Source organism: Nostoc edaphicum CCNP1411, assembly GCF_014023275.1.
GTDB classification, from domain to species: Bacteria; Cyanobacteriota; Cyanobacteriia; order Cyanobacteriales; family Nostocaceae; genus Nostoc; species Nostoc edaphicum_A.
This window is the reverse complement of the sequence record NZ_CP054698.1, coordinates 2,889,928-2,912,001: the sequence shown is the minus strand read 5'-3', so window position 1 is coordinate 2,912,001 and position 22,074 is coordinate 2,889,928. Positions and strand designations below refer to the sequence as shown.

Sequence of the window (22,074 nt, the reverse complement as noted above, 5' to 3'; positions counted from 1 at the left end):
TTCTCAAAGAAGTTGGGTATCTATAGTTTTAATTAGTAAAGAAATTTTTAGCTCATAAACTATTTTCCCAAATAAGCTTCTAAAACTTTGGGGTTGCTTTGAATCTCTGCTGGTGTACCATCAGCCAAATTCTGTCCTTCGGCAAGTACCCAAACGCGATCGCACAAGGACATAACGACATCCATATTGTGTTCAATAATCAGAAAGGTCATCCCATCTTGGCGATTCCAAGTGATAATGCGATCGCAAATATCATCAATCAGCTTCGGATTTACCCCAGCTGCGGGTTCATCTAACAAAATTAACTTGGGATTAGTCATCAGCGCCCGTCCCATTTCTAGCAGTTTCCGTTGTCCACCAGACAAGCAACCAGCATAATCGTACGCTTTTTTTTCCAAGCCCACTGATTCTAATAAAAACATTGCCCGTTCTTGCAGTTGCTTTTCTTCCTTAGCGACAATATGCGGTTGCAACTGCACTTGCCAAAAATTTTCACCTGTTTGTTTTTGCGCCGCCAGCAGCATATTTTCTAACACCGACAACCGCGAGAGAGTCCGTGCAACCTGAAAAGTGCGGATTACTCCCTGCTGGGCGATTTGATATGGTTGCAAGTTTTGAATCGGTTCACCATCAAAAATTACTCGTCCCTTATCTGGGCGAATGAAGTTTGAGAGTAAGTTAAACAAAGTGGTTTTACCAGCACCATTGGGGCCAATCAAGCCCGTAATACTGCCTTTAGCAACTTCGATTCTCGCCTCGTTAACTGCTTTGACACCACCAAAGCTTTTAGAAAGTCCAGTGGCTACCAAAAGGGGAAGTGGCGATGACTGGTTATTTACCAAGGGTGAGTTCCTCCTTTTTCCCTAAGATACCTTGAGGACGCCAAATCATCAGTACCATCAAAATTAGTCCGATTACCATGATCCGAAATGCGCCCAAACGTGCTTCATCAAGGGTAACGATTCTGGGTAAGACTTCCCGCGTTAGGGCATCGTAAGCAAAGAAAATTACCGCACCTAAGATTGTGCCAACGTTATTGCCAGAACCACCTAAAATCACCATGATCCAAGTGTCAAAGGTGATCTGTGGTTGAAAATTATCAGGGTAAATGGCGCTGAGTTGCCAAGCAAAGAAAGCACCAGCGATACCTGCGATCGCACCCCCTAACATTAATGATTGTAATTTATACCAAAAGACATTTTTTCCCAGTGCTTTGGGAATTTCCTCATCTTCGCGGATAGCTTTGAGAATTCTACCCCAAGGCGATCGCACCAAAATTTCTAAGCGCCAGTATACAAATGCTAAAACCAACAGCAACACCAGCATTAAACCCGCTTTTGGGTTGTAATTATACAGTCCAATCACCCCAGAAACATAAATCGCTGCTGCCAAAGCTGCTAACACAATTCCCACAACCAAGCGGGATATAAATTCTTGTTTGCTAGTTGTCTTTTTACCTAAATCAGTAGTCCGAGATATTTGGGTGGTACGAATCCATCGCCATAACGTAAAAAAAGTTACAGCAGCTAGCAGCGTTAACAACCCAATCATCACTAATCTGACAAACAAACTCGGCTCTGTGGATAGGGGTATGGGATAACTTTGCACACCAAACGCCCCAGAAATCCAGGTGTCACCCACAGGTAATTCCTGATTATTTACCACTAAACGAATTAATTCGCCCGTACCAATGGTGACAATTCCTAGATAATCTTCCCGTAAGCGGAGAGTTGCAAAACCAATTATCAAACCCAACAAGGCTGCGACAATTGCCCCAGCCAGTGCCGATATAAGTAGGGGTACGCCCTTTAAGCTTAATAATACCGTTGTATATGCTCCCAGGGTCATGAAAGCAATATGACCAAAGTTAATTAGCCCTGTAAAACCCCACTGTAAATTGAGTCCTAGACCGAATAGAGCGAAAAGTGCTGTAGAAATTGCTAAGAAAATGAGATAGTCAACCATATTAAATTATTTGGGAATTTGGAACTGGGAATTGGGCATTGAGTATGGTTATTTTCCTTATTTCCTTTTGTCTCCTCCTGTTGCCCTGAAGTCCACAAAAAACCTAACCCCCTAACCCCCTTCCCGACGCGGGAAGGGGGAAAAATCAAAGTCTCTCTCCTTTTAGGAGAGAGATTTAGAGAGAGGTTTTCCAGATACGGTGAAAAGTCAGCCCTGCCCCTACTCCCCACTCACTGGGCGAATAAATTTTAGCGTAGCTTGAGCGTAGCTAATTTTATGGGAATACTATTTATTGTTGGTGTTTGCTGGTAGGGAATAGTTGACGTATGAATTTGCTGCGACTGAGAATGCATCACTTAATCGAGCAGTTAGCCGATGACGATTTGCAAGACATTTGGGATGTTCTCGAAGCTTTACATTGTGACTTTTATATGCTTAAAGCGATACAACAGGTTAAGCGATCGCAGCAACCGTGGGATATCTTAACCCATGAAGAAGCGGTAAGACTGTTGATGTTTTTCTGATTCAGCAGCACTCTTTTGGTGTCCCTCAAGTTTTGGTTAAGGTAACGCCTAGTGAGTCTGGAAATGCGCTATGCACGGTCTTTTTTACTAGACCTGAAAAATTTAGAACCTGCCGCCTACGAGCGGGTACATGATTTTGTGTTTATTGAGTTAGCCCAAAAGTGGCAACTGACTGATTTAAAAGAACTGCGACAGCTTGATGGTGAAGGCATTTTTCACCGCTTCACCCTAGACAATTACCTGATTGGTATAGAAATTAGGGGTGAAATTGTGAAATTTCTGCGTGTCATCCCTATGCCAGATGTCTGAAGTAAAGAGTCAAGCGAACACTTAAAACTGTAAACTGTATAAGGCTAGGCAGGGATCGCTATAACCTTACATTAAACTGGTTTTTGAGAAAACACTTTATTTGAGATTTCCCTATGGATGCTAGGGCACTTTGGCAACGATACCAAAACTGGTTATATTTCCACGAGGGATTAGGACTGTACTTAGACATAAGTCGAATGCGGTTCGATGATGCCTTCGTGGATTCGTTGCGGCCGAAGTTTGACAAGGCGTTTGCGGATATGGCTCAACTGGAGAAGGGTGCGATCGCAAATCCCGACGAGAACCGCATGGTTGGACATTACTGGCTGCGAAATCCTGATTTAGCGCCAACTCCAGAACTTACACAAGAAATTGTCCAAACCCTAGAACACATCGAAGCCTTTGCGGAAAAAGTCCAAACAGGTGCTATTCATCCTCCCAGAGCAAGCCGCTTCACGGATATTATCTCCATTGGCATTGGTGGTTCCGCCCTCGGGCCCCAATTCGTCGCAGAAGCTCTCGCTCCTGATTTCCCGCCCCTGAAACTTCACTTTATCGATAACAACGATCCAGCAGGTATCGATCGCGTTATCAATCATCTCCGAAATACCCTCGCCAGCACTTTGGTATTGGTGATCTCCAAATCTGGGGGAACACCGGAACCTCGCAACGGCATGATTGAAGTTAAAAAAGCTTATGCCGGACACAATTTGGATTTTGCTCAATATGCGGTAGCAATTACCAGCGTTGATAGCAACCTCGATAAACTGGCTAAAAACGAAGGTTGGCTGGCCAGATTTCCCATGTATGACTGGGTAGGAGGACGCACCTCAGAAATGTCTGCTGTGGGGCTAGTACCAGCCGCATTACAGGGCATTGATGTTCGCGCCATGCTAGATGGTGCAAAAGAAATGGATGATGCTACCCGCGTCCCAGATGTGAAAAATAACCCAGCAGCCTTGCTTGCTTTGTCTTGGTACTTTGCAGGTAATGGAAAGGGCGAAAAAGATATGGTTGTCCTACCGTACAAGGACAGCTTATTTTTATTCAGTCGCTATTTGCAACAGCTGGTGATGGAATCCTTGGGCAAGGAAAAAGACTTAGACGGTAATGTTGTCCATCAAGGCATCGCCGTTTATGGCAACAAAGGCTCAACAGATCAACACGCTTACGTCCAGCAGTTGCGTGAGGGTGTAGCGAATTTCTTTGCTACCTTCGTTGAAGTGTTGGAAGATCGTCAGGGCCCATCCACTGAAATAGATCCGGGAGTGACATCAGGCGATTATCTTTCCGGTTTTCTCCAAGGAACCCGACAAGCGCTTTATGAAAATCACCGCGATTCCATTACAGTCACCATTCCCCAAGTTAACCCCCGAACTGTAGGGGCATTAATTGCTTTGTATGAACGCGCTGTTGGTTTATACGCTAGCTTAGTTAACGTTAACGCCTACCATCAGCCAGGGGTAGAAGCTGGCAAAAAAGCAGCCGCTTCCATTCTCGATTTGCAAACACGAGTGGTAGCAGTCTTACAAAAAGAAAAAAATCCCATTTCTCTTGAGGAACTTGCCGAAAAGGCAGGCGCATCAGAACAAGTTGAGGAAATTTACAAAATTTTGCGTCATATCCATGCCAATCAGCGAGGTGTGGTTTTGCAAGGTGATCTTCAGAAACCCGGCAGTTTAACCGTTTCTGCTAGCTGATAGCTCTAGTCTAGATATCACATTTTCTCCATAATTGTTGTATCAGCAACAATTTTTTATGGTGAAGCATCCTAGATAGAAGTTCTCTCTTCCGTCTAGGATGCTTCACTGTATAATTTGTAATTCGTAATTTGTAATTAATACCAATTCAATTAATGATTGCAACAAATCCTTGGGTAAAGACGCAATGAATCGCGTCTCTACAAATGGCCTATTTGTCGCATTCTTTTTTCAAATTTGTATAAGTTTTATAGCTCTACGAATTACTACTTACTAAGATGCGTTGATTAAAATAGCTCTTGGGTAGGAAACAGCGATCGAGTAAAAAAGGATTGTTAGTATCTCCAGATAATAAATTATCTGGTTTCTCTCGATGACAAAATGGTGGCACAATTCCCCAGTCTTCTGCCAGCCAAATCCAGTATCCGATTTCAATTCTGCCGTAGCTTGATACTGTGAGAATCTCTCCAACGCTGTTGTTAATAGATACTAATTCTGGCGATGATTTAATTTCAATTAACAACCAAGCTAACTCTTCCACAGAAAAGTAATAGCCATTTTCGGCAGCGATGTTGACAAACTGCTGCGGATCTTTCGCTATGAGCAATTCTTCTTTGAGAGATGGCGTTTTTTGTGCAAAATCAAAAAGATCCCAAATCTGTCTTCTGGTAATTAGAAACCAAGCAAGTTCTTCTGCGGTCAAATTGTAACCATTTTCTGTTGCTAACTTGAGAAAAGGCTCAAGGCTATCGGTTTCTGCTAGTTGACTTTTCAATTGGAAAGTTTGCTCTACTAAAAACAAAAAATCAATAATCTTTTGCCATGTAACTTTGTCAAAATTTTTGTTAACTTTTATTTTTTCTTTCCAATAAATGTATTTATCTTCTTTAAGAAAGAAATTCCAAATTTGATAATACATGGGTAATCTCACCTAAGTTTTAAACTTGGTACAGGTTGGTTATTAATGAACACCAGTGTAGTAAGTATAATGTGTTTCTTCGACAGTACAAAATCTTCTAACCTATGTAAATGAAGTTACACAGTGGCTAAGTATGAATTTTCTGTAAAGTTTATCACTATAAATAAAATATACTGAGGGAAATAGTGATACCTGCGGTGGGTTGTGCGATCGCTCTTTATTGCTTCCTATAAAATAAAGTTAAGGCAGCATCAATAAGTAGGATTAATACTATGACTGAATCACCTGCAAAACAACCTGCACGTCGGGGTAGAATTTTTCCAGAACTAACTTTATCACCAGAAGAACTTGCTAGACGCAAAGCTGAAGATGAAGTATTTTATCGGCGTTGTCGGGTAATTTTTGAGCGTGTGCGTCCAGATTTAATTCAGGAACACTATGGCTGGTATATTGCAGTAGAGCCAAATAGTGGTGATTACTTGATTGATGCAGATAAAATGCAAGCTCATAAAAAAGCGCTTGAAAAATACCCAAATAGTAGACATTGTGTATTCTGCCTAAATGAGACGGGAACAACTGGCACAATATGATTGAGGGTAACTTTCGGGATAATGGGCAACTATTTTTTGAAATTGATTTGATTACATCTGATGGATTAGATTTGCCTGTAGATGCTATGTTGGATACTGGTTTTACAGGCTTTCTTGCTATTAACAAACAAGATTTAGAGGGTCTAGACTGGTTTTATATCGGTGAGGAATCTCTACGAACTGCTAAAGGAGAATCAAGATTTGATATTTATCTAGGCAAGGTGATATTAAACGAACAAGAGTATGAAATTAATGTTTATGTGGGCAATGAAATTACGGAAGTATTGTTAGGTTCAGAGTGGCTAAAAATTCTGTCGTTGGTAGTAAATTATCAGGCTGGTATATTAACTTTAGGATAACTGCGATCGCTCTTAAAATAACTTACTTTAATTTTTGTTATAACAAGGTTAAAGCTCTCAACAAACTGAAGATATAAATTATGAATATCCAAATTAAACCTGAACTAGAGCAAATTATCCAAGCCCAAATTGCTACAGGTAGATACTCAAATCCTGAAGAAGTTATTAGTAAAGCGTTGAAGTTGCTATTAGAGTGGGAAAAAGGTTATCAGCAGTGGGTTGAAGAAACGCGCGAAAAAGTTGAGGTTGCTATTGATCAACTGGATAGAGGGGAAGGTATTGATGGGGAAGTTGTAGTTGAACAATTGCGAGAAAAACTGCGTAAAGCGAGAGAATTGCAAGGATGAAGCAACATATTAGAAATACACTGCACAGCCTCGAAAAAATAATAGACATACTTTTAGTCTCAGCTTACAGCCTACACGGACTTTAATTAGTTAAACTATTATACATATACAAGTCAAGTATAAAGTTTACCTGGAGGCTTGAGCTTCAATGGCAGATTTTAAGAAATTACGTGAATCTAAAACTCAACCAACTGCTATAGATCCAATAGCAATTTTCCGACGTTTGCCGCCAATACCTGGTTTCAACGATATTTATACTAGCCAAGCAGAAGTCTTAAGCGATTGGTTCAATCGTAGAAATGAACGTGATCTAGTAATTAAGCTACACACAGGTGGTGGCAAAACCTTAGTTGCTTTACTTATTGCTCAGTCAATCTTAAATGAACATCGTGAACCAGTAATCTACTTATCACCAACAGTTCAACTTGTGGAACAGACTTTGGCAAAGGCTAAAGAGTACAACATTCCAGCAGTTGCATACGGCAAAAATTTTTCTGAGGATTTTCTTTCTGGTAAGAGTGTTCTTATTTGTACCTATCAAGCACTATTTAATGGTAACAGTCGATTTGGTGTTCGTGGCATAAAACAAGCTTTGACAGCAGCAGCTATCATACTTGATGATGCCCATGTTGCTTTTTCTGCGATGCGGGATATTTTTACATTACGTGTTGAAAGAAGTAGCAGTAACGAGGATTACGCTTCTCTTACAAATATATTCCGCAGTGATTTTGAAAAGCTTGAAAAGTTGGGAACATTTGACGATATTGTAAGTGGTAAACCAGCTAGTGGCATTTTAGAAGTTCCTTATTGGAGTTGGAAAGCTAGGTCTGAACAGATAAGAGAATTTCTGCGTTATAAAGCCGATGATTATAAATTTGTATGGCCATTTCTTCGTGATAATTTTAGTTATTGTCACTGCCTGATTAGTCAAAATGCTTTCGTAATCACACCAATTTTTCCATTGGTTGATATGATTACAACCTTTGCAGATTGTCCCCGACGTATCTTTCTTTCAGCAACAATCAGTGATGATACAGCTATTGTAAGAACATTTGATGCTAACCCTGATTCTATATCTAAGCCGATTACATCCAACTCTTTAGCTGGTGTGAGTGAGCGAATGATTCTTGCTCCAGAACTTATGCCCTTTCCTGCTGATGATGTCCTCAAGATTCTCAAAGAATTGGTTAAAGAAATAGCTAAAAAACACATGGGTACAGTAATTCTTGTACCATCAGAAGTGACTGCAAAACAGTGGCAGAATGTTGCCACCTATTCAGATTCAACAGAGAAGGTAGCCGTTCACGTCAAACAACTTCAAGAAGGCGAATCTTATGGGCCTTTTATTTTTGCCAATCGTTATGACGGAATTGATCTTCCTGGTTCAGCCTGTAGGCTATTAATTTTATCAGGATTACCTCGTGGAAGTAGTGAGTACGACCAATATCGGGCAAATACATTTGCTGAAGGATTTGAACTCGCTAGCACATTAGCACAACGTATTGAACAGGGTATGGGAAGGGGTGCGCGAGGTTATGGCGACTATTGTGTGGTGATAGTTACTGGTCAAGACTTAACTGCGTGGATTGGGCGTTCAGCTAGTCTAAAATTCTTGAATAAAAGTACTCGCGCACAGTTTGAAATGGGAGTAGAAATTAGTAAAAGTATTGCTGACAAACAAAACTTGCATGACACAATTATGCAATGTCTGAATCGTGAAAAAGACTGGATTGAGTACCATGCAGAGACATTAGCTGAACTCACTGAATCAATACAAGAAGATAAAAGTTTTCTAACTCAGGCATCTATAGAACGCAAGGTATTTAAACTTATGCGTGATGGATATTTTGAAAAGGCTATTGATAAGTTAGAAAAGTATTGGCAGGATTCAGCAGAAATTGACCAAAAAAGTAGAGGATGGTTAAAACAATTGGCTGCTCGCGCTGCATATTTCTGGGAAAAAACTGATCTATCTCAACAATTTCAACAACAAGCGTATGCAGACAACTACAATCTGTTACGACCTCAAGTTATTCCACCTTATGTGCCACTAACTAATCCAGGTAAGCAAGCTGAAGCAATTGTCAATCTAATTGCTAACTACAAACTCAACCGACGAGGTTATATGTCATGGTTTCAGCAAGTAGTCTCTCAGTTAGTTCCAGAAACTTCTTCCAATAGATTTGAGGAAGCTTTAGAACATTTGGGAATAATGCTTGGATTTCGTGCAGAAAGACCAGAAAAAATTTATACTAAAGGGCCAGATGTTCTGTGGTTGCTTGACGATAATCTCGCTTTAGTTATTGAAGCTAAGAGTAAAAAATACGAGAATAATCCTTTAAATAAGGATAATTATGGTCAACTATTGACCTCAGTAGAATGGTTTAAGAAAGAGTATCCCAATTACTCATGTGTACCCGTCTCTGTCCATCGGAACAGTAACACAACAAAATCTATCGTAATTAACGATTCTAGGGCTTTAACTCTAAATAAATTAAATCAACTGATTACTGATTTAGGTCTTATCCTTAAAGAACTTTGTGAATCTAAAGTTACCGAAGATCAGCTTGTTATTCGATGTGAACAATTTTTGGCTAATTCTAAGCTAAAACCAGAGTTACTAATAGATGAGTATCTTGTACAATTTTCAGCAACAGAAACTTAACACTTTAATAGTTAAGCTAACCGAAAAAAGGTTAGCTTATCCACTTTCTTAAGAATTGTGATTATTAACAATTTAATTCATAATATACCAGCTAAAATTTCCCATGTTCAGTCAATAATTTCTTGTATAGATAGTCTTAAAGTGCTTTGCTTACAACGCCACAGATTTAAACTCGTCGTAAGATGCGATCGCACTTTTAACCCCATTATCTGGTACATCTGCACTAGTTACTGCAACATCAATCTGACTAATCCACCGCAACAACGCATTCGCCGCCCAAGTACCGACAATCGTCCCTTCAAACTTAAACTCGCCACTTCTCAAACCCTCACCCAATACCTCTAAACCCTTGGGAGATGTCAGAGAATATCCCTTTTTGGAGATTGCGATCGCACCCTGATTCTGTAACTCTTCAAATAAACCCTGATAATCTGCGACCTTCTGACTTTTAGATACAATTCGCTTAGTGAGTTGACCCTTCTTAACTTCCTGCTGCGTTCCTCCCAAATCCCACAAAGCCAAAAGGAGACGAGTGCTAGTTTGGGCTGTATTTTTTGATGTCATATTGAGTGTATTTTTTGACAAAGATCATCATAGTAGCTGTATCTTTGTAAATTATTTATTCAGAAAAAATAACCGAGAAATTGCTGAAGATTTCAGCGTTTCAGCCAAATAGATTCAGAAAAAATCAATAAGATATTTCCTTGGGATGAATGCTGTTTCTCTCAAAGGCAGGATGGAATACTTGAGAAAATCGATCATCATTACAAATGAAACGCTCTAGCTGTGCAGTTGTAAATTAAGTGGTATATGTTTTTTCAATTCGAGGCGAAATAACAGGAATTCCAACTTTGTTTTTGCAACAGCAAAGCTTTTAGAAAACACAGGTGATGACAAAATCCGATGAACACAATATTTAAAGAACGTAAAATAGTTTCGCGTCTATTTGCAGTGCTGCTTTCGGCATTACTAATGGTACCCTTGCTGAGTAGCTGCGGAGGCGGTTCGCAAAAGGCTTCAGTTCCACCACCTGTTGATGACACCATTGGTAGAACAGTAAGCGATCGCACCACAAACCAACCCGAAGTTAAGAAGGGAATGGGTACAGGACAAAAAGTGGCAATCTTGGCGGGAGCTGCCGCACTTTACTATATGTACAACCAACATAAAAATGCTCCCCAAGAAGGCGCAGAGGGTAAGTACTATCTTTCCAAGAACGGGCGTGTATACTACCGCGATGCTGAACATCGCGCTCACTGGGTAACTCCACCAGCAGAAGGAATTCGAGTACCCGAATCTGAGGCACAAAAGTATCAGCAATTCCAAGGCTATAACCGGAGTTCCACAGGTCGCGATCTAGCTGGCATAACTTCATCCGCAGCACCGGCACTCTAGATAGCGAAGCGTGTGTAAATCTAAAGCGGGTTTCCCGGAGGATAACGCCGATCGCGCACGTGGGAGACACGAAACTAAATCAGGAGAAGGATTATGGTAAATTACTTTTTGCGAAAGGCGAAAGATTTCCTCTTGGGGTCGAACAGCGATCAAGCTGAAAATACCGAATTCCGCGATCGCAATGTTCGTCCAGCCAGCGAAGATCCATACGGTGATCCCGCAGATCCGGCATCTTACGGCAAAGTTCGCCCAGCCAGTGAAGACCCTTATGGCGACCCCGCAGATCCAGCATCTTACGGCAAAGTTCGCCCAGCCAGTGAAGACCCTTACGGCGATCCCGCAGACACAGGGGAGTTTGGTGACGTTCGCCCAGCCAGCGAAGACCCCTATGGCGACCCCGCAGATCAGGATTCCCGCCGTTAACTTAACGCCAAACCTAACCCCCCAAACCCTTCCCTACTAGGAAATGGGGAAAATTCCAAGCCTCTCACCTAGAAAAAGAGAGGTTTTCCCAATTTGATTTGTAATACCAATTTGAAAAAAGAATGCGACAAATAAACCATTTGTAGAGACGCGATTCATCGCGTCTTTACCCAAGGATGTGTTGCAATCATTAATTTAACGTGAGTTCGACAAGTCTTATTTGACCTCTCCCCCAACCCCTCTCCGACACGGAGAGGGGAGCAAAAAGCTGAATTTTTCGTTGCTCCTCCCTTTCCGTTTCGGAGAGGGAGGCTGGGAGGGAGAGGTTCATCGAACCCACGTTAATTTAATTGGTATAAGGCAGCAGGATGTGAACCTACTGCCTTTTGTTTTTGCAGTTATTTCGACAAATTACGAATTACGAATTATTTAATCAGCCATTGTTAGCCAAAATTTCCTGCGATCGCTGAATATTTTGACGCACAGATTGAGCCGAAGTATACAAAGCCTTTCTTTCTTCATCACTGAGTGTCAATTCTAAAACACTCTCAATTCCACCACATCCCAATCGACAGGGAACACCAATCACAACATCTTCTAAACCGTATTCACCTTGCAGATATGTTGCCACGGGTAACAACCGCGACTGATTTAGCAAAATCGATTCTACCATCACACTAGTAGCTGATGCCGGAGCAAAAAAAGCGCCTCCCGTCTGCATCAATTCCACAATTTCTGCGCCACCGTTGCGAGTTCTTTCTACCAAGCGTTCAATTGTGGGTGCATCCAGCAATTCAGTGATGGGAATGCCATTAACGGTAGCGTAACGAGACAAGGGAACCATTAAATCGCCGTGGCTACCCAATACCATCGCTTTGACATCGGCGGGTAAAACGCCCAATTCTAGGGCAATGAAAGTTTCAAAACGGGCGGAATCTAATACACCAGCCATACCCATAATGCGATCGCGTGGTAAACCAGTTGCTTGCCAAGCTAAATAAGTCATCACATCCAACGGATTGGTGACGACAATAAAAATAGCATTGGGAGAATGAGCGATCGCATTTTTTGCCGCTTCCACCACAATCTTGGCATTGGTTTTCAGCAAATCATCCCGACTCATCCCCGGTTTGCGGGGAAGTCCAGCGGTAATTACCACAATTTGAGAACCAGCTGTATCAGCATAATTATTTGTGCCGATAATCTGGCGATTATGTATTTCAATTCCCCTGGCTTCCATCAAATCCAGCGCCAAACCTTGGGGCATTCCCGCAATAATATCTAGTAAAACTACATCTGCCAGATTTTTCTCCGCAACGCGTTGGGCTAAAGTACTGCCAACCCTACCCGCACCCACGATGGTGACACGGGGTAAATTACAGACAATCGGGGAGTTAGGAGAAGAAGACATAAATGATAAATGTAAGATGCGATTTTATCAACAAGAATCCAGGAGTCAGAATAAATGCTTAATTCTGAATTCTGACTCCTGAATTCTTTTTTATTATTTAAACTCTTCTAGTTGATCCACACGTAACCAAACGTTTGGTGTTGGCACTTTCCCGAACTTAATTAGGGCGTAATCACCTTTGACATCTACAATTTCGCCCTTGGTTTCAAACAAATAAGAAGGAAAGCGACTATCACTGGCTTTTGCTTCCAGACTGTTTTCCAGTTTCTCGCGGATAGCGCGAACCATATCTCCCTTTTTGACTGCCATGAGTTCCTCTCTCAAATTTGTAACTGGTTTTCTCTATCTGCATTTTAAGAGAGTTCCAAGTTAGAAGTAAAAACTCCTAACTTCTAAGTAGGTAGGTTAAATTAACCAAAAAAATGCTGTAGTGGCGTGTCAAGGCTAAATGTTGCAAAAACAATTGTAGGTTGGGTGGAGGCTTTGCGTAACCCAACATCTTGATATATGTTGGGTTGCGCTCCGCTCCACCCAACCTACGTCTAATGCATTATTTTAGAGCAGTTTTCATGTATTTGAACCACATATGTCGTAGGGAACATTGCTCATTGGTGTCAACTTAACGTGAAACTGCACGTCCACCAGGAATTGAAATTCCTGGCTCATAGCCGAAGTTATCTAAAGATAACTAAAATATCCCCAAAAATCTTGAGTCTACTTCAGTAGACTTTAGCTATTAGGCGGGAACTTCAGTTTCCGACGGTTACTCAAGCCAAGCGAGAAGCCATTTTTAGCTTAAGTTGACACCAATGAGCATTGTTCCCTACCGCGTGGTCTATTTACCTGAAAATAGTTGTAAGCTTGACACGCTACGACACTAACTCCTAACTCCCCGTAGGGTTTGACACTGGGGGCAAAAATGACTAGATCGCCCCGCTAACCTAATTCGTTGAATTGCTGTACCACAAACTCGACATGGTTCTCCAGCGCGGTTATAAACCCAGGCAACACCACCATAGTTGCCATTAGTACCTTTAACGCTTAAAAAATTACTAAAAGTTGTACCACCAGCCTCAATGCTGGTTTCCAACACTTGAATAATGGCTGTTCGTAAACGCTCAATTTGCTTTAGCTGCAAATCTATACACAAAGTTTCAGGTAAAATTCCACTCTTAAATAATGCTTCATCAGCATAAATATTACCTAATCCCGCCACCACAGATTGATCCAGGAGGGCAGTTTTAATTGGACGGCGACGGTTTTGCAGTTTGAGAGCTAAATATTCAACAGTAAATTCGGGTGAAAATGGATCTGCTGCCAGCTTTGCTAAACCAGTCATAATACTTTCTACAGCAACACCAGGCGGAACCCACCACATTTTCCCGAAGGTACGCTGATCAACAAAGCGCAATTCCTGCTGATCCCCAAAGAATAATCTAACCCGCGTGTGCTTATGTAATGGTTCATCTCGATGCAGCCATAGGAGTTGACCGGTCATTCGCAGATGAACCCCTAGCCAACCGGTTGATGAAGGGGAAGATGAGGAGAGTTCGGCGAGGAGATACTTGCCGCGACGATGCCAAGTAGCGATCGCATTCTTTTTAATTCCATCAACAAATTCACCAACAGAAAACGGGTAGGCGATGGTGCGATCGAGCAACACATCTCCACCCGTGATTTCTTGGTTGAGGGTCAATTGATTTAGACCTCTTCGGACTGTTTCAACTTCAGGCAGTTCAGGCATTCAAGCTGATTAAGCAGGCAATTTTGATGTATTTGAGGGATCAAGGAAGATAAAGATAGGGTAGTAACTTACATAGCCGTAGATGGCTCGTATTACTACCCAAGAGAAACCGTAAATACCCGCAGGGCGGCTCTCATAGATTAGGGTAGGCTAGGATGAAGAATGAATGAACTGAAAGTTTCAGATTTCATACTTCAGACTTAAGACTACCCTTCATCATCGCATCAAACAAGCCCCTTATAGCTTTGCTGCTATTTTTTCGGTGCTTTAGCCTTTGGTGCTTCAACCTCGACTAATTCATCCTGGGCAAAGTTGTTGGTATTGATACCAGAGTAATTGACCTTTTCAAAGCGGACAATTACAGGGTATTTGATGCCGCTTTGGTCAATGGAAGCCACAGTTCCAAGATCCTGAAACCAGTAGGATTCAGGGCGGAGAATACGTACTTTAGAACCACGTTGAACCATGATTATTTTCCCTTTTAGTTATCAATCGCCAATCTAGAGGGCTAATTGATTTCACTCTACAACCTGAAGGTCGTTGCTAGAGTCTTTGTTAAGTTATTTGTCTGAATTGGGTATTGGGAATTGGGCATTGGGCATGGGGCATGGGGCATAGGGCATTGAATATTAGTTATTATTTCTCCCTTATCTTCCTCATCTCCCTACTCCCTACTCCCCACTCGCTACCCAAAGTTTAAAAAGGTATTAGAACCTACTTGACAAGGTACACGTTATAGCTTACCTTCATTCGCAAATAGTATTTTGGTACATACTTATGTTTTACTCAATATGAATACACTACCCTCGTTACCTCTGCCGATCCGCAGATCGTTATCTATATAAGTGATATCTAACCAGCCTTGCTGTCTATCACTCTTGATTACAAAATCAATTCCGGGAAATTTTCTACCTTCTTCAATTTGTTGGATAAAAGTTACCGGAGAATTGTATTCTATTAAACGTTGTAAGCCGATAATAGACCGCTCGAATTTCACTTGGACACGCCGATCTGAAACTGGCTCAAATTTAGCAGCAACGCTGACTAATCCTTCCAAATAAGGTAAGCCATAAATCTCAGCTATGTTGTAAACACTGGTACTCTCTACCCGGATACACTGATAGACTTGACCTAGTTTGCACAAAGGTAGACGATCTAAGTTTAAAAGAGCCTTGCTAGTGGTGTATAGTAATCGCCAATTGCCATCTAGCAAATTACTAGCTTCCACCGGACGGGGTGTAGGATTAAAGTCTTCTAAGTTGGCGATCGCTGCTAAGATAGCCTGTTTCTGTTCTCCGGTCGCCAGTAGACCGCGATTTGTACCAGCGATCGCATCGATAAGAGCCGCTTTTCCCATCATCGCCTGTCACCTCTAAAATCACTCACTTTCCATCAGCATAAACAAGATATTAAGGACATATATGTAGAGCCATAAAAATTACTAAGAACCGCTTGACTAAGCCTTATGCTTATTAAATAAAAAAATTTCTATCTGAGTGCGGATTTATCAACTAAAGGGTTGAAAAGATAACTAAATTAATCCGTGTCAAGTGATAGACTCTAAATGTCAACTTACGTAAACCTTTTCTTTTCCTCACTCGATTATGTTGAACTCTCCATTACGTGAAGTAGCTCGTAACCAACGAGCCGATGTCATCCCCCTAAAGCCAGAGTCTTCTTTGTTGGACTGGTTGCAAACCAATGGCCGGATTATCGCGCGTGACGTTCACGAACCGGATTTTCGAGATAACGAAGAGGGAATAGACTCTCTAATGGGTGTGGAAGATGGAATTGGCTACGACCTCGATGATGATGATATAGGAATCGCTGAGGATTAGCCTTTTTGGGTTAGGGACTTGGTAGTATCCCTAGTTCCTGGTATTCAATTTTATTAAGTGTGGAGTGAAGGGAAACTTCTGTGGACGCTAAATTATCTCCTGAGCAAGGATTAAATATTTCTGGAATCGCTCTAGCCTCTTTATTAGCCGTCGGGCTAGGTACAACAGCATTTTTCTTGGATTCAATGGCCAATCGGCTACCCTGGCAAAGTATGTCACTAACTCTGCCACTACTTTTGTGTGCTATGGGTTCAGGTGTGGTTGGCTTTTGGGTAATACCTTTACTCCAAGCACTCAAAACTGGACAAATAATCCGCGAAGATGGGCCCCAAGCTCATCTCAAAAAGGCAGGCACTCCCACAATGGGAGGTATATTTTTTATACCTGTATCTGTGCTACTTGCTTGTATATTGTCTAACTTTTCTAAAGAGGTGCTTGCAGTTTCGGCTTTGACAATCAGCTACGGATTGATTGGCTGGCTCGACGATTGGCAAATTCTGCGCCGTAAATCAAATAAAGGTATATCTCCCCGGACAAAACTAGCTTTGCAGGTGAGTTTTGCAGCAGTGTTTTGTCTATGGCTGATGTTTAATCAACCTTCTAATATTACAAATATTGCTTTGCCTTGGGTGAGCTTCACACTACCTTTAGGATTCCTATTTTGGCCAATAGCCGGTTTTGTACTAGTTGCAGAAAGTAATGCGACTAATTTAACAGATGGTATTGATGGCTTGGCAGCAGGAACAGTTGCGATCGCACTTTTGGCATTAGGTGCTATAGTCGCGCCTACAGCACCAGGATTGATGGTTTTCTGTGCTGCGTTAAGTGGTGGCTGCTTAGGTTTCTTAGCCCATAATCGGAACCCAGCCCGCGTTTTTATGGGAGATACTGGTTCTTTAGCACTGGGAGGAGCTTTAGCTGCTGTAGCATTATTAACAAATACCTTAGTAGCTCTGTTCATTCTCAGTGGTATCTTCTTCGTAGAAACCCTTTCGGTGATGGCACAGGTAAGTTATTACAAAGCCACGAAGGGCCCCGATGGCAAAGGCAAACGCCTCTTCAAAATGGCACCTTTACACCATCATTTGGAACTTACAGGTTGGTCAGAATTACAAGTGGTTGGAGTATTTTATATAATCGCCGCTATTCTGGCTAGCATCTGTTTAGCGTAGGCGCAGCGCAGCCCGCCGTAGGCATCGCTCCATTCTGAATGTTTTAAAAACTACTTGAATATAAAATGACAACTCCTACATCTTCACGGAGTTGTTTTTTTATACGGGAAATTTATAAGTTTCTTATTTTTATGCTGTACTGACACTTAATGCAGACTGAAGAGTTGCTTATTTCACCGCTTGCGGTATTTATTATAAATTCTGAATTCTGAATTCTGAATTCTGAATTCTGAATTCTGTATTCTTCTTCAATTAAAGGTATTTACATACTCTCTAACTCGATTCTTCCCTGTTCGCTTTGCCTCAAGCATCGCTTGATTCGCCCGATTCAACAAATCCTTAACCGTAATCCCTGGTTCTGATACAGCTATTCCAAAAGAAGCAGTGATGCTTTGGAGGATCTGATCGCCGTCTTTCAATTGCATTTGTTCAATATCTAGCCTTAATTGTTCTACTCGCTTCCTGAGCGCTTCCAGTGTCATATTAGGCATCACAATCACAAATTCTTCACCACCCCATCTGCAAGGAATATCAAAAGAGCGAATAGATTTTAACAGCAGTTTTGCTAATCCCTGGAGAAGGATGTTGGCAGTTACGTGCCCATAGCGAGAGTTGTAAGATTTGAAGTTATCAATATCAAGGAAAATAACACTAAGAGGTTGTCCCGACCGTTCAGCTTCCGCTAGCCTTTGTTCTGTTATGCTTTGCATATAGCTTTGATTGAATAGTTGGGTCATTCCATCCCGCAAGCTATCATGAGTTAGACGTTGTTTTATCGATAAATTATTCAGTGCAATGCCTAATGTTCTAGCAATAATCTCAGTAGTTTGTTGATCTTCTGGACTAATTTCTTCAAGCGCATCAATGTGTAAGATCCCAACTACTTCGCCTTGTGCAAACAATGGAACACACAAATGTGTGCCCCTAACAGGTTGTATTAAATGACTGCATATTAGCCCTAAATTCCGAGGCGATAAAATGTTTAATTTTCCTCTCCGCAATGCCCAACAATCAGATAGTGAAAATATTTCTTTACTGGTTATTTTACCTCCCCAAAAACTATTCATCTGAACATAATTCTTGGAATTAGCAATTCTATAGATAGAACCACTCATATTAGGAAAGAGCTTAGAACAAGTTAAAGCGACCACTTGATACACTTCATCTTCAGACTCGCAGGAATAAAGCATATCCGTCATATCTGAGAGATATATAAGTTCTCGTTTTTTTGTCTCTAATTCCAGTGTTTTTTCTTCTAGCTGCTGATTTAGGTCAGTGAGCGATCGCTGTGCTTCTATGGATTCTGTAATATCGATACTGATCCCACCAATGCGGTAAGCGCCCGTTGCGTAATCGGTAAACGGGAATTTAAACGATAGCCAGTAGCACGGCTGATCGTTATCAGATATCTTTACCTCTTCAATCAGCTTCAAGGGGCGTAGAGTCTTCAAAACGACTTGATCGTTTTCCATTACCCGCCGTCCCTCTTCTGGATCTGGCAAGAATTCACTATCCGTTTTCCCCAACCATTCTTGTGGATCTACCGAAAATCTAGACTGTATTTCCTGGTTGTAGTAAAGCACTCTAGATTGCTCATCTTTGATATAGGCTCCAAAGGGGCCATGATCTAAAAATAGCTGTTGCATCTGCTGGCTGCGTTGAAGTTCGCGGGTATCTTCTTGAGATTTGGCGATCGCCTTGACAATTTGATAAGCGGTTGGCATCAGGTAGAGTAAGGCAGACAAGGAAACAAACGCCATTAGATCAAGTACACCTAAGTGCAACAGCGACACTGCTGAATGCGGCTCAAAGATCGCCAGAAGGTGATGAAATCCGCAAAATAGTATGAATCCACCTGATAATAAAAAAGCTAGCCAAAACTGCGAAGGGATAGTTGCCTTAGTTTTGGCAAAGAAAACCCCTATTACTATGGGGATACCAAAGTATGAAAATGCAGTGATGCTGTGAGCAATTATGCAATTCCAGTAAATAGGCTCCATTACTAACCTGATATTAAAATTTCATCCGTCTCACTATAATTCTGGGTAGTCTCAGGATGTAAGTGGAGAAAGGATGATTTCAGTGCCTTGTGGCTGAGTTTTATGGTAGCCCTCTGAAAGGCTGCTCATTTCACATTCTTACAAACCTGACTTACCAAGTGAGTGATTTCGGGCAAAATCAGTTTTTCCATCGCCAGTCGCACAGCATTGCTAGAACCCGGAAGCGAGAAGATTAATTTATCTTGATAAACACCAGCGATCGCGCGAGAAGCGATCGCCCGCGAACCAATTTCTTGATAACTTAAAAAGCGAAATAACTCACCAAATCCCGGCAAAGTTTTCTCCAGCAACTTCTCAATGGCATCGTAGGTGGTATCTCTTGGTGCAATACCTGTGCCACCATTGAAAATTACAGCATCCAAATTTGCACTTTTACCCAGATTTTCTATCTGCCCTTGAATTTCTGTTGGTTCATCTTTGATAATCGTGTAAGCTCCTACAGCATGGTTAGCACCAAGAAGTAACTGCTGAATTAGCTGGCCACTTTTATCTGTTTCCAAAGTGCGTGTATCGCTGACAGTAACCACAGCACAAGTTACCGTAATCCCAGGCGAGTCTGGGTGGGGTTGTGGCATTATTATGTCACTCATGAATTTTCACTAATGGATAATTGGGCATGGTAAATGGCGCATTATTGAGCATGACAATTACCGATGCCCCATGCCCGATGCCCTATGTCCTATGCCTCATTTTTGCTCAGTCCCAGATCATTCTCTTCAGCATACCGCTCCATGAAGCGCATAAAGCGATCCCATTCTTGGGCAGATTTCATGACGTAAAGTGCTTCTAATTCTTCCGGTTTCCCGTTAACAAATTTAGCCTTAACTTCACGGGTAATTATTTCGCCTTCTTCGTCAATCAAGTACATCCCGGTAATATCTTCGGTGCTACCTTGATCTAAAATTTTCGGATTCGTAAAAATAAACGTCGCTGTACCACTGTCTCCAGTGCGCGATCGCGTTAAGCGCACATCTGGAGTTACCTCTTCGTCAAGACCTCTAGAAAACTGGATTTTTGCCATGATGAATGAATTTAAACTTTGGTAATGGTTAATTTAATATTCTCTCATCAATTAGAACACGACGGTCTAGAGGCTACTGTTATTCATTTTTTAGTATATATACTTAAATTGCTTCTTTTTCAAGTAACAAAGTTACGGGGCCATCGTTTTCAATTGTAACTTGCATCATTGCACCAAATTTACCTGTTTCCACCTGTAATCCGCTAGCCCTTAACTTGGTAACAAAACGATTATACAAATCTTCTGCTGACTGAGGAGCGGCTGAACGGTCAAAAGAAGGACGGCGACCTTTGCGACAGTCACCGTAAAGGGTAAACTGACTAACTACTAACAAATCGCCGCCAATTTCTTGTACAGATTTTTGCCAGCGATCGTCTCCTTCTGCATCAGGAAACAGCCGCAATTCTAAGCACTTACGCACCATCCAGTCAATTTCAACATCAGTGTCGGTATTAGCAATACCTACAAGCAAATTTAGCCCCCGCCCAACTTTACCGACAATTTCACCATTAACTGTAACTTGAGATGATTTAACTCGTTGGATAACAACACGCATTTTAATCTAAAGGTTCATCAACGTTTCAATTTTAGAGCGATTACATTCTTAAACTGCAACCTAAATATATAAACAATGAGCGCCTACCACCTGATAAAATCCCTTAATGTTCGATAACGTTTGTAAGTTCCTTGCTGAAACTTTCTCCAGTGACTTTGCCACTTGGCTGTTAGGAAAATCTATCACCCTAACTGAATTAAGTCCTTCTGAACTTTCTTTTGAACCAATCCGCGCCGATGCGCTGATATTGCTTCAGTCCGATGAAGTTGTGCTGCATTTGGAATTTCAAACCCAGTCCAATGCTGATATTCCCTTTCGGATGATTGATTATCGGTTGCGCGTGTATCGCCGCTTTAAAAATAAGCGAATGCGTCAAGTAGTGATTTATCTTCAACAGACAAATTCAGAACTTGTGCAACAAACCACATTCACTTTAGAAGAAACTTCTCATAGATTCGAGGTAATTCGTCTGTGGGAGCAACCAACAAGTATATTTTTGGAGCATCCAGGATTATTACCATTTGCAGTGTTAAGTCAGACAAATAACCGCACTGCTACGTTACAACAAGTTGCTCAGGAAATTTCAGAAATTACCGATCAACGTATCCAGAACAATATTGCAGCCTCAGCGTTCATTCTGGCTGGGCTAGTATTAGAGAAAGAGATAATTCAACAATTGCTGCGGAGAGAACTTATGCAGGAGTCAGTAACTTATCAAGCTATCCTTGCTGAAGGTTTAGCAGAAGGTCGCGCTAAAGGTATTGCTGAAGGTCGTGCTGAAGGAGTAAGGCGTGTAGCGATGAATTTATTTGCTTCAAGAGGGAATCTCAGTGGAAATCGTTGCGAAAGTTACGGGGTTAACCGTAGAGCAAGTACAGCAGTTGGTAAATGAAGAAGCTGGTAATGCAGGGGAGTGAAGACGCGATGTCTACGACGGGCTGCGCCTACGCTATTTTCTCATTTCCATTGCTCAAAATTGATGGCGGAGCCATTAAGAATGCATTCCCAGGCGGAACCTGGGAACGAGCATACGAGTATTAAACTTTAAGTCTTGTACAGACGCAATTAATCGCGTC

Annotated in this window: 23 protein-coding genes and 2 pseudogenes; 12 read left to right on the top strand and 13 right to left on the bottom strand. The window is 41.6% G+C overall.

What is annotated here, in order from left to right:
* Window positions 1-59: 59 nt before the first annotated feature.
* Together HUN01_RS14615 and HUN01_RS14610 are read right to left on the bottom strand one after the other, a co-directional pair.
* Window positions 60-842, bottom strand: coding sequence for an ABC transporter ATP-binding protein (locus tag HUN01_RS14615; RefSeq protein ID WP_181931887.1), 783 nt, complete (start codon window positions 840-842; stop codon window positions 60-62).
* The gene (locus HUN01_RS14610; RefSeq protein WP_181931886.1) at window positions 832-1,965 is read right to left on the bottom strand and encodes a branched-chain amino acid ABC transporter permease; all 1,134 of its coding nucleotides are present in this window, start codon (window positions 1,963-1,965) and stop codon (window positions 832-834) included. The genes HUN01_RS14615 and HUN01_RS14610 overlap by 11 nt, the downstream gene beginning before the upstream one ends.
* A gap of 326 nt (window positions 1,966-2,291) precedes the next feature.
* Here HUN01_RS14610 and HUN01_RS14605 point away from each other — a divergent pair, with 326 nt between their 5' ends.
* The 3 genes from HUN01_RS14605 to HUN01_RS14595 all read left to right on the top strand — a co-directional run bounded on the left by HUN01_RS14605 (window position 2,292) and on the right by HUN01_RS14595 (window position 4,498).
* Complete coding sequence (locus tag HUN01_RS14605) at window positions 2,292-2,489, top strand: hypothetical protein (RefSeq protein ID WP_069073153.1); 198 nt, start codon at window positions 2,292-2,294, stop codon at window positions 2,487-2,489.
* Between the two features lie 51 nt (window positions 2,490-2,540).
* The gene (locus HUN01_RS14600) at window positions 2,541-2,798 is read left to right on the top strand and encodes a cytotoxic translational repressor of toxin-antitoxin stability system (protein WP_069073154.1); all 258 of its coding nucleotides are present in this window, start codon (window positions 2,541-2,543) and stop codon (window positions 2,796-2,798) included.
* Between the two features lie 113 nt (window positions 2,799-2,911).
* Window positions 2,912-4,498: a glucose-6-phosphate isomerase gene (locus HUN01_RS14595; RefSeq protein ID WP_181931885.1), complete on the top strand. Its 1,587-nt coding sequence runs from the start codon at window positions 2,912-2,914 to the stop codon at window positions 4,496-4,498.
* 256 nt (window positions 4,499-4,754) lie between these two features.
* Here the strand turns inward: HUN01_RS14595 and HUN01_RS14590 are convergent, their stop codons facing one another.
* Entirely contained in the window at window positions 4,755-5,417 is a 663-nt protein-coding gene (locus HUN01_RS14590; RefSeq protein ID WP_181931884.1) for a Nif11-like leader peptide family natural product precursor, read from the bottom strand.
* 272 nt (window positions 5,418-5,689) lie between these two features.
* Between HUN01_RS14590 and HUN01_RS14585 the strand changes: the two genes are divergently transcribed.
* From HUN01_RS14585 to HUN01_RS14570, 4 genes are all read left to right on the top strand, one after another.
* Window positions 5,690-6,007 (top strand): hypothetical protein, encoded by a 318-nt coding sequence (locus HUN01_RS14585; protein ID WP_181931883.1) that lies wholly within the window; start codon window positions 5,690-5,692, stop codon window positions 6,005-6,007.
* Complete coding sequence (locus tag HUN01_RS14580) at window positions 6,004-6,366, top strand: aspartyl protease (RefSeq protein WP_181931882.1); 363 nt, start codon at window positions 6,004-6,006, stop codon at window positions 6,364-6,366. Before HUN01_RS14585 ends, HUN01_RS14580 begins: the two co-directional genes overlap by 4 nt.
* Before the next feature lie 80 nt (window positions 6,367-6,446).
* Complete coding sequence (locus tag HUN01_RS14575; protein WP_181931881.1) at window positions 6,447-6,713, top strand: ribbon-helix-helix domain-containing protein; 267 nt, start codon at window positions 6,447-6,449, stop codon at window positions 6,711-6,713.
* Window positions 6,714-6,861: 148 nt separating this feature from the next.
* The gene (locus HUN01_RS14570; protein ID WP_181931880.1) at window positions 6,862-9,378 is read left to right on the top strand and encodes a DEAD/DEAH box helicase family protein; all 2,517 of its coding nucleotides are present in this window, start codon (window positions 6,862-6,864) and stop codon (window positions 9,376-9,378) included.
* 153 nt (window positions 9,379-9,531) lie between these two features.
* On the opposite strand, the pseudogene HUN01_RS14565 reads toward HUN01_RS14570, so the two are convergent.
* Window positions 9,532-9,942 (bottom strand): annotated as a pseudogene (locus tag HUN01_RS14565) (hypothetical protein); the annotation flags it as partial.
* Window positions 9,943-10,281: 339 nt separating this feature from the next.
* Here HUN01_RS14565 and HUN01_RS14560 point away from each other — a divergent pair.
* Entirely contained in the window at window positions 10,282-10,773 is a 492-nt protein-coding gene (locus HUN01_RS14560) for a hypothetical protein (RefSeq protein ID WP_181931879.1), read from the top strand.
* 93 nt (window positions 10,774-10,866) lie between these two features.
* Entirely contained in the window at window positions 10,867-11,196 is a 330-nt protein-coding gene (locus tag HUN01_RS14555) for a translation initiation factor (protein WP_181931878.1), read from the top strand.
* A gap of 433 nt (window positions 11,197-11,629) precedes the next feature.
* Here the strand turns inward: HUN01_RS14555 and mdh are convergent, their stop codons facing one another.
* From mdh to HUN01_RS14530, 5 genes are all read right to left on the bottom strand, one after another.
* Window positions 11,630-12,607, bottom strand: coding sequence for a malate dehydrogenase (mdh, locus tag HUN01_RS14550; protein WP_181931877.1), 978 nt, complete (start codon window positions 12,605-12,607; stop codon window positions 11,630-11,632).
* Window positions 12,608-12,700: 93 nt separating this feature from the next.
* Window positions 12,701-12,916 carry an NAD(P)H-quinone oxidoreductase subunit O gene (gene ndhO, locus HUN01_RS14545; protein ID WP_069073167.1) on the bottom strand — a complete coding sequence of 72 codons (216 nt, stop codon included), beginning with the start codon at window positions 12,914-12,916 and terminating at the stop codon, window positions 12,701-12,703.
* A 568-nt stretch (window positions 12,917-13,484) separates the two neighbouring features.
* Window positions 13,485-14,351, bottom strand: a complete 867-nt coding sequence (locus HUN01_RS14540) for a DNA-formamidopyrimidine glycosylase (protein ID WP_181931876.1) — start codon at window positions 14,349-14,351, stop codon at window positions 13,485-13,487.
* Between the two features lie 251 nt (window positions 14,352-14,602).
* Complete coding sequence (locus HUN01_RS14535) at window positions 14,603-14,818, bottom strand: photosystem I reaction center subunit IV (protein ID WP_094349537.1); 216 nt, start codon at window positions 14,816-14,818, stop codon at window positions 14,603-14,605.
* Between the two features lie 308 nt (window positions 14,819-15,126).
* Window positions 15,127-15,711: a PAP/fibrillin family protein gene (locus tag HUN01_RS14530; RefSeq protein WP_181931875.1), complete on the bottom strand. Its 585-nt coding sequence runs from the start codon at window positions 15,709-15,711 to the stop codon at window positions 15,127-15,129.
* Window positions 15,712-15,955: 244 nt separating this feature from the next.
* On the opposite strand from HUN01_RS14530, the gene HUN01_RS14525 reads away from it, so the two are divergent.
* The gene (locus HUN01_RS14525) at window positions 15,956-16,189 is read left to right on the top strand and encodes a DUF3134 domain-containing protein (RefSeq protein WP_181931874.1); all 234 of its coding nucleotides are present in this window, start codon (window positions 15,956-15,958) and stop codon (window positions 16,187-16,189) included.
* Between the two features lie 80 nt (window positions 16,190-16,269).
* A complete protein-coding gene (gene mraY, locus HUN01_RS14520; protein ID WP_181931873.1) occupies window positions 16,270-17,361 on the top strand; it encodes a phospho-N-acetylmuramoyl-pentapeptide-transferase in 1,092 nt (363 codons plus the stop codon).
* Between the two features lie 248 nt (window positions 17,362-17,609).
* Here the strand turns inward: mraY and HUN01_RS14515 are convergent, their stop codons facing one another.
* The 4 genes from HUN01_RS14515 to dtd all read right to left on the bottom strand — a co-directional run bounded on the left by HUN01_RS14515 (window position 17,610) and on the right by dtd (window position 20,998).
* Window positions 17,610-19,361, bottom strand: a complete 1,752-nt coding sequence (locus HUN01_RS14515; RefSeq protein ID WP_181931872.1) for a sensor domain-containing diguanylate cyclase — start codon at window positions 19,359-19,361, stop codon at window positions 17,610-17,612.
* Window positions 19,362-19,486: 125 nt separating this feature from the next.
* Window positions 19,487-20,011 (bottom strand): MogA/MoaB family molybdenum cofactor biosynthesis protein, encoded by a 525-nt coding sequence (locus HUN01_RS14510; protein ID WP_420832799.1) that lies wholly within the window; start codon window positions 20,009-20,011, stop codon window positions 19,487-19,489.
* Window positions 20,012-20,100: 89 nt separating this feature from the next.
* On the bottom strand, window positions 20,101-20,442 hold the full coding sequence (psb28, locus tag HUN01_RS14505; protein ID WP_181931871.1) for a photosystem II reaction center protein Psb28: 342 nt from the start codon (window positions 20,440-20,442) through the stop codon (window positions 20,101-20,103).
* A 103-nt stretch (window positions 20,443-20,545) separates the two neighbouring features.
* Window positions 20,546-20,998 (bottom strand): D-aminoacyl-tRNA deacylase, encoded by a 453-nt coding sequence (gene dtd, locus HUN01_RS14500; RefSeq protein WP_181931870.1) that lies wholly within the window; start codon window positions 20,996-20,998, stop codon window positions 20,546-20,548.
* Window positions 20,999-21,104: 106 nt separating this feature from the next.
* Here dtd and HUN01_RS14495 point away from each other — a divergent pair.
* A pseudogene (locus HUN01_RS14495) lies at window positions 21,105-21,915 on the top strand (Rpn family recombination-promoting nuclease/putative transposase).
* Window positions 21,916-22,074 lie beyond the last annotated feature (159 nt).